Source organism: Azoarcus sp. PA01 (genome assembly GCA_001274695.2).
Taxonomy (GTDB): Bacteria; Pseudomonadota; Gammaproteobacteria; order Burkholderiales; family Rhodocyclaceae; genus Aromatoleum.
The window spans coordinates 1,287,667-1,300,016 of sequence record LARU01000002.1; the positions used below are offsets into that span (position 1 = coordinate 1,287,667).

Annotated in this window: 8 protein-coding genes; all 8 read right to left on the minus strand. The window is 69.1% G+C overall.

Annotated features, from left to right (window positions below):
• Nucleotides 1-68: 68 nt before the first annotated feature.
• Entirely contained in the window at nt 69-869 is an 801-nt protein-coding gene (locus tag PA01_06935; protein ID KON81376.1) for an enoyl-CoA hydratase-related protein, read from the minus strand.
• A 78-nt stretch (nt 870-947) separates the two neighbouring features.
• Nucleotides 948-2,147 (minus strand): acetyl-CoA C-acyltransferase, encoded by a 1,200-nt coding sequence (locus tag PA01_06940; GenBank protein KON81377.1) that lies wholly within the window; start codon nt 2,145-2,147, stop codon nt 948-950.
• An 11-nt stretch (nt 2,148-2,158) separates the two neighbouring features.
• Nucleotides 2,159-4,552, minus strand: coding sequence for a 3-hydroxyacyl-CoA dehydrogenase/enoyl-CoA hydratase family protein (locus PA01_06945; protein KON81378.1), 2,394 nt, complete (start codon nt 4,550-4,552; stop codon nt 2,159-2,161).
• A gap of 154 nt (nt 4,553-4,706) precedes the next feature.
• Entirely contained in the window at nt 4,707-5,978 is a 1,272-nt protein-coding gene (locus PA01_06950) for an outer membrane protein transport protein (protein KON81379.1), read from the minus strand.
• Nucleotides 5,979-6,055: 77 nt separating this feature from the next.
• On the minus strand, nt 6,056-6,466 hold the full coding sequence (locus PA01_06955) for an acyl-CoA thioesterase (GenBank protein ID KON82361.1): 411 nt from the start codon (nt 6,464-6,466) through the stop codon (nt 6,056-6,058).
• Nucleotides 6,467-6,485: 19 nt separating this feature from the next.
• Complete coding sequence (locus PA01_06960) at nt 6,486-8,528, minus strand: 3-hydroxyacyl-CoA dehydrogenase NAD-binding domain-containing protein (GenBank protein ID KON81380.1); 2,043 nt, start codon at nt 8,526-8,528, stop codon at nt 6,486-6,488.
• Nucleotides 8,528-9,808 carry an acetyl-CoA C-acetyltransferase gene (locus PA01_06965; protein ID KON81381.1) on the minus strand — a complete coding sequence of 427 codons (1,281 nt, stop codon included), beginning with the start codon at nt 9,806-9,808 and terminating at the stop codon, nt 8,528-8,530. The genes PA01_06960 and PA01_06965 overlap by 1 nt, the downstream gene beginning before the upstream one ends.
• On the minus strand, nt 9,805-12,327 hold the full coding sequence (locus tag PA01_06970; GenBank protein KON81382.1) for an acyl-CoA dehydrogenase: 2,523 nt from the start codon (nt 12,325-12,327) through the stop codon (nt 9,805-9,807). The genes PA01_06965 and PA01_06970 overlap by 4 nt, the downstream gene beginning before the upstream one ends.
• Between the last annotated feature and the right edge of the window lie 23 nt (nt 12,328-12,350).

The following is a 12,350-nucleotide window of genomic DNA, read 5'->3' on the forward strand; positions in this document are numbered from 1 at the left end:
GTGCTGGCGCGCCGATTGCCCGGCGCGAAGCTGCAGCAGACGGCGTCGCGGGACCTGCGCCAAGCCGATCACATCCCCCGGAACGCAGGCTTGCGCTTTTCCAGGAACGCCGTGATGCCCTCGACGAAATCGCCGGTCGCGCTGCAGCGGCCGAACGCTTCGGCTTCGCTCTCCAGTTGCGATTCGAGCTGCGTGTCGTACGAGCTCGCGACCAGGCGCTTGATCTCCCCGTAGGCTTCGCGCGGACCGGCCTGCAGCCGGGCGACGAGCTTGTCGGTTTCGCCGTCGAGCTCGGCGGACGGCAGCACGCGGTTGACGAGGCCGAGGCGCAGCGCCTCGGTGGCGTCGAAACGCTCGGCAAGCAGCAGCAGTTCCAGCGCCTTGCGGCTGCCGACGACGCGCGGCAGGAAATACGTCAGGCCGCCGTCGGCCGCGAGTCCGATCGATGAATACGCGGTCGTGAATTTGGCGCTGTCGGCGCATAGGGCCAGATCGCAGCCGAGCATCAGCGACAGGCCGAAGCCGGCGCATGCGCCGCGCACTTTCGCGATCACGGGCTGGTGCAGCGACTGGAGCATCTCGACGGCCGGGTTGATGTGCTTCTCGATGATCGCGCGGAAAGCCACCATGCGCGCCTGCGGGCCGAGGTGGAACTGAGTCGCGAAGTCCTTCAGGTCGCCGCCCGCCATGAAGTGGTCGCCGGCGCCGACGACCACGACGACGTCGACATCCTTGAGATCGCGCAACTCCCGCACCACTCCCAGCAGGTCCTGCATCATCTCGATCGACAAGGCGTTGAGCTGCGCCGGGCGATTCAGCGTGAGCGTGGCGACGCGGTTCGAGACGTCGAGCAGTACGGTATCGGCCATCGGGTTGAATCTCCAGGACAGGCGCTGGCGGGGTCTCTGGCCGCAGCGCACGACATATCGGGTAAAAGGGCGGAAAGCTTACACCCGCTCGAACACTCCCGCCGCGCCCATGCCGGTACCGACGCACATCGTCACCATCGCGTAACGCAGCTGCGGATCGCGCTGCATCGCGCTCATCACCGTCGCGGTGCGGATCGCGCCGGTCGCGCCGAGCGGGTGGCCGAGCGCGATCGCGCCGCCGAACGGGTTGACTCGCACCGGATCGAGCCCGAGCTCGCGGATCACCGCCAGCGACTGCGCGGCGAACGCTTCGTTGAGCTCGATCCAGCCGACGTCGGCGAGCTTCACGCCGCCCGCGGCGAGCGCGCGCGGAATCGCTTCGACCGGGCCGATGCCCATGATTTGCGGCGGCACGCCGGCGACCGAATAGCTGACGAAACGCGCGATCGGCGTCGCTCCGTGGCGTTTCATCGCGGCCTCGCTCATCAGCAACACTGCGCCGGCGCCGTCGGACATCTGCGAGCTGTTGCCGGCCGTGACCGAGCCGCGCGCGGCGAACACCGGCTTGAGCTTCGCCAGCGCGTCGAGTGACGCGTCCGGCCGCGGCCCTTCGTCGGTGTCGCAGACGCGCTCGACGACGCGCACCGCCCCGCCGTCGCCGGGCAGGTGAGTGCGGACCGTATAAGGCGTGATTTCGGCGCGGAAATGTCCGCCGGCGATCGCCGCGGACGCGCGCTGGTTCGAATGCAGCGCGAAAACGTCCTGGTCTTCGCGGCTCACTTTCCACTGCTGCGCGACTTTCTCGGCAGTCAGCCCCATGCCGAAGGCGATGCCGACGTTGTCGCGATTGGCGAAGATCGCCGGGTTCAGGCTGACCTTGTTGCCCATGATCTGCGGCATCACGCTCATCGACTCGGTGCCGGCGGCGATCATCACGTCGGCTTCGCCGAGGCGGATGCGCGCTGCGGCGTCTGCGACCGCCTGCAGCCCGGACGCGCAGAAGCGGTTGATCGTGATGCCGGGCACGTTGTCCGGCAGCCCGGCGAGCAACAGGCCGATGCGTGCGACGTTCATGCCCTGCTCGGCTTCCGGCATCGCGCAGCCGACGATGACATCCGCGATCTCGTGCGTGTCGAGTCCCGGCACCTTGGCGACGACCGCCGACAGCACGTGCGCGAGCAGGTCGTCGGGCCGCACGTGCGCGAACATGCCGTTGCGCCGCCCGACCGGCGTGCGCGTCGCGGCGACGATGTAGGCGTCCTGAACTTGTCTGGTCATGTCGTGCCCTCTCAGTTGCGCAGCGGCTTGCCTGTCTCGAGCAGGTGCGCGATGCGCTGCTGCGTCTTTTCGGTTTTCAGCAGCTCGATGAACAACGCACGCTCGACGTCGAGAATCCACTGCTCGCCGACCTGCGCATTCGTCTCGACTTCGCCGCCGCACAGCGCGGTCGCCGCGGCTTTCGCAACCTTGTAGTCGTGTTCCGAGATGAAGCCGCCTTCGGCCATGTTGACGAGCATCAGCTCGCAGGTCGCGATGCCGCTGCGCCCGGCGACCGTCACCGCGCGGTTGACGAGCGGCGCGCGCCAGCCGGCCTCGAACATCGCGCGCGCGCGGGAAATCGCGACGTACGGCAGTTCGCGCGTATGCATCACGACGTCGTCCGAAGGTTGCGCGAAGCCGAGCTGCACTGCCTCGAGCGCGCTTTTCGCGACGGTCGCCATCGCGATCGTCTGGAAGCTCTGCTGGATGAACGGGAACACGTCACGCCCTGCGGCGTACTGCGCGCGCCGGTGCGCCTGCAGCGCGAATTCCTTGCTACCGCCGCCGGCCGGAATCAGGCCGACGCCGGCTTCGACGAGCCCGACGTAGCTCTCGAGCGCGAGCACGCGGTGCGCCGCATGCATCGCGAACTCGCAGCCGCCGCCGAGCGCCATCCCCTCGACTGCGGCGACGACCGGCACTTGCGCGTGGCGGATCGCCATCGACACCTGCTGGAACTTCGCAACCTTGCCGTCGAGCAGCGCAAACTCGCCGGCCTTGCACGCTTCGGCGACCTGCTGCAGGTTCGCGCCGACGGCGAACGGCGCGTCGTGCCACAGCACGAGGCCGTCGAGATCGCGCTCGGCGCGCGCGATCGCCTCACACATCCCGTCAATGACGGCGTCACCGATCGCGTGCAGCTTCGCCTTGAACGACACGATGCCGATGCGTGCGTCGACGTCGGGCCGCGTCCACAGGCGCACGCCGTCGTCGTCACCACCATTCTCCCACAGCGTTTCGCCGCGCTCGGCCGGCGCTTCGCCGAGCAGCGCGTCCGGGTAGAGCTGGCGACGATATACCGGCAGCGTCGGGCGCGCCTTGACGACGTTGTCCCGCGCGGAATACGAGCCTGCCGCCTCGTGCACCGCGCCGCGCAGGAACACCCACGCCGGCAGCGGCTCTTTCGCCATCGCGCGGCCGGCGTCGATGTCCATCTGGATCGCTTTCGCGACGTCGGCCCAGCCTGCGGCCTGCCAGGTCTCGAACGGCCCGCGCGCCCAGCCGAAGCCCCAGCGCATCGCCAGGTCGATGTCGCGCGCGCTGTCGGCGATGTCCTCGAGATGCACCGCACAGTAATGGAACAGGTCGCGGAAGATCGCCCACAGGAACTGCGCTTCGGGCAGCCCGCTCGCGCCGAGCCACGCGAACTTCTCGGCAGTGTTCAGCGTCTGCAGCGCAGTCGCGACTTCCGACACGATGTCGCCGCGGCTCGGGCGGTAGTCGCCCGTCTTCGGATCGAGCACGAGGATCTTCTTGCCGTCCTTGCGGTAGATGCCGGCACGCGTCTTCTGCCCGAGCGCACCGCGTCCGATCAGCGCCTGCAGCCAGTCCGGCTGCTTGAAGCACGCGTGCCATGGGTCGTCGGGCAAGGTCGCGCCCATCGTGTCGATGACGTGCGCGAGCGTGTCGAGACCGACGACGTCGGCGGTGCGGTAAGTCGCGCTCTTCGGCCGTCCGATCAGCGGGCCGGTCAGCGCGTCGACTTCGTCGAAGCCGAGGCCGAGCCGTGCCGTGTGGTGCATCACCGCGAGAATCGAGAACACGCCGACGCGGTTCGCGACGAAGTTCGGCGTGTCTTTCGCGCGCACGATCGACTTGCCGAGCCGCGTCACGAGCCACGCTTCGAGCGCGTCGAGCATCAGTGGGTCGGTCGCGGGCGCCGGGATCAGCTCGACGAGTGCCATGTAGCGCGGCGGGTTGAAGAAATGCACGCCACAGAAGCGCGGCCGCAGCGCTTCGGGAAGCCCTTCGGCGAGCTTCGCGATCGACAGGCCCGAGGTGTTCGACGCGAAGATCGCGTCGGCGCGCAGATACGGCGCGACTTTCGCGTACAGGTCGAGCTTCCATTCGATCTTCTCGGCGATCGCCTCGATGACGAGATCGCAGTCGCGCAGGCGCTCGAGATCGCTGTCGTAGTTCGCGGCGTCGATATGGCCGGCGAGACTCTTCGCCGCGAGCGGCGCGGTGTCGAGCTTCGTCAGGCCAGCGATCGCGCGGTCGACGACGCGGTTCGGCGGGCCGTCCTTCGCCGGCAGGTCGAACAGCACGACCGGCACATCGGCGTTCGCGCAATGCGCCGCGATCTGTGCCCCCATGACGCCGGCGCCGAGGATGGCGACCTTGCGGATGATCAGCTTGCTCATGCGAGTTCTCCAGATCCTGCCTCGCCCCGCGCCGACCGGCCCGCAACGGGCCGATGCACGGGGGAAATCCCGTCATCGTTTCAGTGCGAACCGGCCGGCGGCGCCGGCGCTGCGCTCGGCGGAGGCGAAGCGCACCGCCCGAGGTTCGCCGCGATCAGAACGCCATCGAGTACTGCGCGCCGAAGATCCAGACGTCGGTCTCGTATTCGCCGGTGACGCGCCCGCGCCCTGCCGCGCGCTGGTCGTTGTCGATCTTCGTGTCGCGCACGTAAAGATAAGCGCCGCCGACATCGAGCGTCGTCGTCTTCGTCGCCTTCCACTGCCCGCCGAGCGCGAACCAGGTGCGGTCGTTGTCCGGCAGCGCGACGAGCCGCCGATCCCGGCCCCGCACCGGCGCCTGGTCGTAGGCGACACCGAACTTCAGCTTCCAGGCGTCGTTGAGCTTGTAATTCGCGCCGAGCGCGGCGCGCCAGCTGTCACGGTAATCGGTGTCGAGCGTCTGCACCGTGACGCCCGACAGTGGCCCCGAGCTGCGGTCGATATCGACTTTCTTGATGCTGCTCCAGCCCGTCCATGACAGGTCGCCGAGCATTTCCCAGCGCTCGTCGAGCTTCTGGGCGACGCTCATGATCAGCGTGTCGGGCAGATCGACGTCCGCGCGGGCCTTGCCGCTGGTCGTCTGGGGCGCCCGGCCCGCGAGCGTCCCTTTGAGCTTCAGGTCGCCTTCGAGCTCGTGCTCGATCCTCGAGCGGTACGAGACGCCGACTTTCATTGACGGCGACGGCGTGAACAGCACGCCGATGTTCCAGCCCCACGCATCGGAGTCGACATCGAGCGTCGCGAACGTCGTCGCGAGGCCGGGCGCGACCGCAGCGATGCGCTCGTACTCGGCTTCGGCGCGCTGCCAGTTCAGGCCGGCGCCGACCGACACCTTGTCATTGACGCGGTACGCGATCGACGGGTTGATGTTGTAGGTCTTGATCTCGAAGTTCAGCGACTGCGCGCCGCCGACCCACGACTCGTCGTAATCCGTGACCAGGCCGAACGGCGCGCCGAGGCCGACGCCGACATACAGATCCTCGTTCAGCGCCCACGACAGGTAGGCGTTCGGCAGCGCCGCCCACCCGCCGGCGTCATCGCCTTCGCCGCGGAGCACGCCGCTCTGCGAGCCCTTGTCGGTGAACTCGAAGCTCGGCCGCACCGCCGACACCCCGAACGACGCTTCGCGCGCCTGCAGCTGCGTCATGCCGGCGGGGTTGAAGAAGATCGTTGCGGCGTTCTCGGCGACGGCCGCCGAGCCCGCGTAGGCGTTGCCGAGCCCGCTGGCGTTCTGCTCCATCAGCTGGAAACCGGCAGCCGAGCTCAGCCCGGACGCCATCGTCAGCAGCGCCGCCGGGACTGCCCGGGCAATCATCGTCGTATGCATCGGTGTGTCGCCTCCTTGTCATGCCATCAGCAAGTCTAGCACTGCATTCGCAAGGTCGCCGGGCTGCCCGGCGCCGCTCATTCGGCCGGCGGAACCGGTCGCTTGTTGCCGTGGTCGTCGAGCGCCACGTAGGTCAGCTTCGCCTCGGTGACTTTCACGACGAACAGGCTCTCGGGATTGCGCTCGGCGAACACCTGGACATCGACGGTGATCGACGTGCGCCCGACCGATACGACGTCAGCATAAAAGCTGACCAGGTCGCCGACCGACACCGGCTGCTTGAACGTGAAAGCGTTGACGGCGACCGTCGCGCAGCGCCCGCGCGCGCGGTAGTGCGCGGCGATGCCCCCCGCGATGTCGACCATCGACATGATCCAGCCGCCGAACACGTCGCCGGCAGGGTTGAGGTCCCCCGGCATCGGCATCACCCGCAGCGCCGGCTGGCGGTTCTTCGGCAATTTCACCTGGTTCGTTGAAACGTCGGACATCAGCTCGTTTTCCATGAATTCATCGGGCCGAAACGATAGCATCATCGCGCGGCGGCAGCGCCGCATCGAGCGGTTTTTCCCCGGACGCGAGATAGTGCAGCGGGCCGCCGGTGAACGGCGCGAAACCGGTGCCGAAGATCACGCCGGCATCGGCAAGGTCCGCATCGGCGACGACGCCCTCATCGACGCAGCAGCGCGTCGCGGCGAGGAGCGGCGCGACGATGCGCGCGGCGAGCCCCGCAGGGACCGTGTCGACGGGGTTTTTCTGCGCCTTGCCGTCGCTCCAGCGGTAATAGCCCTGGCCGGATTTCTGGCCGAGATGGCCGGCGGCAACGAGCTCGGCAAGCCGTTTCGGCACCGCGACCGCGCCTCCGCCGAGCGACTTGCCCGCGGCGAGCGCGATGTCGAGCCCGACCGTGTCGACCAGCTCGACCGGCCCCATCGGCATGCCGAACGCGACGAGCGCGGCGTCGACAGCTTCCGGCGCGATGCCTTCCTCGACGCAGCGCAGCGCTTCGAGCATGTACGGTGCGAGCACCGCATTGACGAGGAAGCCCGGCGCGCTGCGGACCGGCAGCGGCAGCTTGTCGAGGTGGCGGACGAACGCCGCGGCGCGGTAGAGCGCGTCGGCGTCGGACGCCTCGCCGGCGACGACTTCGACGAGCGGCATCTGCGCGACCGGGTTGAAGAAGTGGATGCCGACGAGGCGCGCCGGGTTCGCGAGCCCGGCCGCGATGTCCTCGATGCGCAGGCTCGACGTGTTCGTCGCGAGCACGGCGTCGGGTCTGGCGCTGCGCTCGAGGTCCGCGAACAGCGCGCGCTTCGCGTCGAGATTCTCGACGATCGCCTCGACGACGACGTCGGCGCGCCGCGCGCCATGCCCGTCCGGGTCCGGGATCAGCCGGTCGAGTGCGAAGCGCACCTGCCGCGCTTTCGTCGCCGTGTCGCCGCGCAGCTTGCGCTCGAAGAGCTTCGCGGCGCGGCCGACGGCCGGCGCGATGCGCTCGACGGCCTGGTCCTGCAGCGTCACCGTCATGCCTGCGAGCGCACACACCGCCGCGATGTCGCCCCCCATGACGCCGGCGCCGACGACATGGACGTGGCGCGGGGCGAACTTACCGCCGTCGTCATCGCGGTGGTCATCACTTTTGCCGAAACTTTTCAGCCGCTCCTGCAGGAAGAACACGCGGATGAGGTTCTTCGCCGTCGGCGAGCGGAAGATCGCTTCGAGCGACGCGGGGTCACCGGCTGGCACTGCGAGCGCGTTGCCGCCGAAGCGCTGCCAGATGTCGATGATCGCGTACGGCGCCGGGTAATGCTCGCGCGGCGCTTTCGCAGCGACCTGCTTCCTCGCCCGGTCGGCGACGACCGACTTCAGCGGGCCGTTCATCAGCCGCAACTTCAAGGGCGGCTTTCGCCGCCGCTGCCCGGACAACACGAGCAGGCGCGCGGCGTTCTCCATGACGCGCGGCGGCACGCACTCGTCGGCGAGCCCGAGCTGCTTCGCGCGGCGCGCGTCGACGCTTTTCCCCGTCAACATCAGCTCGAGCGCCGCCGGTGCGCCGATCGTCTCCGGCAGCCGCTTCATGCCGCCCCACGCGGGCACGATGCCGAGCATCACTTCGGGCAGCGCGAGTTTCGTCGCAGGCTCATCGACGACGACGCGGTAGCGGCACGCGAGCGCGAGTTCGAGCCCGCCGCCGAGGCAGTGGCCGCGGATCAGCGCGAGCGTCGGAAACCGCAGCCGCGCGAGCCGGTTGAAAAGCTCCCAGCCGCGGCCGACGAGATCGCGCGCCGCCTGCGGCGAGTCGAGGCGCGTGAATTCCTCGATGTCGGCGCCGGCGACGAAGCCGGCCGGTTTCGCCGACGCGATGACGAGCCCTTTCGGCGGCTGCGCTTCGAGCGCGGCGAACACCGCCGCGAGTTCGTCGAGCACGTCGCGCGACAGCGTGTTCGTCGCTGCGTCGGCGCGGTCCAGATGCAGCCACGCGACGCCGTTCCCGCCCCCTTTTCCATCCCCTTCGTCGCGCACGACGTGCAGGTGTTCGTAACCTGAACCCATCACACCGCCTCCACGAGCATCGCGCCGCCCTGTCCGCCGCCGACGCACAGGCTCGCGATGCCGCGCGAGAGATTGTCGCGGCGCAGCCGCTGCACGAGATGCAGCACGATGCGCGCGCCGCTCGCCCCGACCGGATGGCCAATCGCGATCGCGCCGCCATCGACGTTCAGCCGCTCCTCGTCGAGGCGGCCGAGCGGCGCGTCGAGGCCGAGCTCGTCGCGGCAATAGTCGGCGTCGTCCCACGCGCGCACACAGGCGATGACCTGCGCGGCGAACGCTTCGTTGATCTCCCACGCATCGACGTCGTTCAGGCCGAGGCCGTGGCGCGCGAGCAGCGGTGTCGCGGCATGTACCGGGCCGAGTCCCATCTGCGCCGGATCGAGCGCCGCCCATTCGCAATCGACGAGGCGTGCGACCGGCGTCAAGCCGCGGCGCTGCACCGTCTCTTCGGACGCGAGGATCAGCCACGCCGCGCCATCGGTGATCTGCGAACTGTTGCCGGCGGTGACGCGGCCGTACTTGCGGTCGAAAAAAGGCTTGAGCTTCGCCAGCTTGTCGACCGACGAATCCCGCCGCACGCCGTCGTCGTCCTGGTACAGCGTCCCATCGCGATCGATCAGCGGCACGATCTCGTCGAGATGCCCGGCATCCTGCGCCGCGGCGACGCGACGGTGGCTGCGCACCGCGTATTCGTCCATCGCGGCGCGCGAAATGCCGAAGCGGTGCGCGAGGTTCTCGGCGGTCTGCCCCATCAGCTGGCCGACCACCGGATCGGTCAGGCCTTTCATGATGCCGATCACCGGCGCGAGATCGGCCGGGCGGAAGCTGTGCAGCGCCGCCGCTTTCTGCCCGATCGTCTTCGCCGCGTACCAGCTTGACAGCCAGCGCACCATCGCGTCGGAAAACAGCAGCGGCGCGCGCGACAGCGCATCGACGCCGCCGGCGAGCACGAGGCCCGAGCGGCCGGTGCGAATGTTCATCATCGCCGAATCCAGCGCCTGCAGGCCGGACGCGCAGTTGCGCATCACCGTCCAGCCCGGCACCCGGTGGCCGCAGCCCATCCGCAGCGCGACGACGCGGCCGATATTGACTTCGTCCGGCGACGGGCTCGCGCAGCCGAGGATCACTTCGTCGAGCTCGTCGGGCGCGAACGGCTGGCGCATGAGCAGCGCCGCACCGGCGGCGGTCGCGAGGTCTGACGCGGCGAACGGTCCGGGGCCGTTCCGCGCTTTGAGGAACGGCGTGCGCGCACCGTCGATGATGTAGATGGCGGAGTTCATGCGCGCAGCGGCTCCTCGGGCGAGCGCACGCCGCGGGTCCGCGAATCGCTCGGCCCGACTTCGGCGAGCGCTTCGCGCAGGCCAAAGTCGTACGGGAAATCGTCGACGCGGATGACCTTGTCGCGCAGCAGGTTGCGCCGCTCGACGAGCGCGAATTCGGCGTCGCTGATGACGCCGGCTTCGAGCGCGTGGCGCCAGATCGCATCGACGCCGCCGCCGACGAGCAGGCCCGGGTCGAAGCGCCCCTGGCGGCGCGCCTCTTTCAGCTTCGCCTCGACCGGCTCGGCTGCGATCGTCGCGGCGAGCGCCGCTTCGAGCGCGGCCGCGGGCTCGTCGAGGTCGTCCGGCAGATACACGTCGGCGGTCAGCCGGTCGCGCGTCGGCGACGGCTCGAGCAAGAGCTTCGCGACTTCGTGGCCGAGCGCGTCGGACGGCACGACGTAGGGCCGCCCGAGCGGGAACACGACGAGCCGGCGCAGCACCGCCGCGACGACGCGGTTCGGGAAGTTCGCGATGACGCCTTCGAACGCATTCTGCGCGCGGAACATGCAATCCCAGATCGCCCAGTGCATCAGCGGCGCATCCGCCGCCTGACGCCCTTCGGCTTCGAAGCGGCGCAGCACTGCCGACGCGAGATACATCAGCGACAGGATGTCGCCGAGCCGCGCGGAGAGCTTTTCCTTGCGCTTCAGCGCGCCGCCCATCGTCCCCATCGAGATGTCCGCGAGGAATGCGAACGCTGCCGAGAAGCGCGTCAGCTGCTGGTAGTAACGGCGCGTCTCGGGCGCGACCTCATTTGCGTCACCTCGCGGCACGGCGACGAAATGCGAACCGGTGAGACCCATCACCAGCGCCCGCACTGCGGACGACAGCGTGTAGCCGACATGCCCCCAGAACGCGCGGTCGAACGCGGCGAGGTCGCCTTTCTGCGCCGCGTGCATCTCGTCGAGCACGTAAGGATGGCAGCGGACCGCGCCCTGGCCGAACAGGATCAGGCTGCGCGTCAGGATGTTCGCGCCTTCGACGGTGATGCCGATCGGGATCTGCTGGTAGGCACGACCGAGGAAGTTCTGCGGTCCGAGGCAGATGCCTTTGCCGCCGATGACGTCCATGCCGTCATTGACCGTCTGGCGCGCGCGCTCGGTGACGTGGTACTTGACGATCGCGGACACCACCGACGGCTTCTCGCCGAGATCGATCGCGCCGGCCGTCATGATCCGCGCCGCATCCGACAGATAGGTGTTCGCGCCGATGCGCGTCAGCGCCTCCTCGACGCCTTCGAAGCGACCGATCGCGGTCTTGAACTGGTGGCGCACGCGGGCATACGCGCCGACCGCGCGCGCGGTCATTTTCTGCATGCCGGTGTTCGAGCCCGGCAGCGAGATCGAGCGCCCCGCCGCGAGGCACTCCATCAGCATCCGCCAGCCCTGGCCCGCCATCTGCGGGCCGCCAATGATGAAATCGAGCGGCATGAACACGTCGCGCCCGCGCACCGGCCCGTTCATCCACACCGCGTTGAGCGGCAGGTGGCGTCGGCCGATGTCTACACCCGGGTGGTCGGCCGGCACGAGCGCGCAGGTGATGCCGAGATCCGCGTCGGCGCCGAGCAGGCCGTCCGGGTCGTACAGGCGGAACGCGAGCCCAAACACGGTGCACACCGGCGCGAGCGTGATGTAGCGCTTGTCGAACGTCACGCGCATGCCGAGCACTTCACGTCCCTGCCACAGGCCTGTGCACACGACGCCGGAATCGGGGATCGACGCCGCGTCCGAGCCGGCCCACGGGCTCGTCAGCGCGAACGCCGGGATGTCGACGCCGGCTGCGAGCCGCGGCAGGTAATGCGCTTTCTGCTCCGGCGTGCCGTAATGCAGCAGCAGTTCGGCCGGCCCGAGCGAGTTCGGCACCATCACCGTGACCGCCGGCGCCGACGAGCGCGTCGACAGCTTCGTGATGACCTGAGAATGGGCGAACGCCGAGAAGCCTTTCCCGCCGTATTCCTTAGGGATGATCATGCCGAGAAAGCCGCGCTCCCGGATGTAGCGCCACACCTCGGGCGACAGGTCCTGGCGCTGCGTCGCCACCCAGTCGTCGGTGAGCCGGCACAGCTCGCTCGTCTCGTTGTCGAGGAAAGCGCGCTCCTCGGCGGTCAGCGTCGGCCACGGATACGCGAGCAGCTTCGCCCAGTCCGGCCGGCCGGCGAACAGTTCGCCTTCCCACCATACGCTGCCGGCTTCGAGCGCGTCCTTCTCGGTCTGCGACATCGACGGCAGCGCGGCGCGGAACGCGCGGAAGATGCGCGCGGTGACGAGCTCCCGGCGCAGCGGCCGGATCAGGAACAGGCCGATCGGGAGGCTGTACAGGACAAGAGCGACGATCGTCGCATTCGGCGACCAGCCCAGCGCCGCCGCGAACAGCACGAGCCACAGAAAGCCGATCGCCGCCCAGACGGGAAACGCGGCGCGCCGGTACGCAAGCGCGCCGGCAATCGGCACGAGCAATACGATGAGCAACCAGGCCATGTCGCCTCCTCGATTACGCCGCC

Bases quoted from the DNA above. Each gene is read 5' to 3' on its own strand.
- PA01_06935 (KON81376.1), bottom strand. From the start codon at position 869: ATGGCCGATACCGTACTGCTCGACGTCTCGAACCGCGTCGCCACGCTC.
- PA01_06940 (KON81377.1), bottom strand. From the start codon at position 2,147: ATGACCAGACAAGTTCAGGACGCCTACATCGTCGCCGCGACGCGCACG.
- PA01_06945 (KON81378.1), bottom strand. From the start codon at position 4,552: ATGAGCAAGCTGATCATCCGCAAGGTCGCCATCCTCGGCGCCGGCGTC.
- PA01_06950 (KON81379.1), bottom strand. From the start codon at position 5,978: ATGCATACGACGATGATTGCCCGGGCAGTCCCGGCGGCGCTGCTGACG.
- PA01_06955 (KON82361.1), bottom strand. From the start codon at position 6,466: ATGTCCGACGTTTCAACGAACCAGGTGAAATTGCCGAAGAACCGCCAG.
- PA01_06960 (KON81380.1), bottom strand. From the start codon at position 8,528: ATGGGTTCAGGTTACGAACACCTGCACGTCGTGCGCGACGAAGGGGAT.
- PA01_06965 (KON81381.1), bottom strand. From the start codon at position 9,808: ATGAACTCCGCCATCTACATCATCGACGGTGCGCGCACGCCGTTCCTC.
- PA01_06970 (KON81382.1), bottom strand. From the start codon at position 12,327: ATGGCCTGGTTGCTCATCGTATTGCTCGTGCCGATTGCCGGCGCGCTT.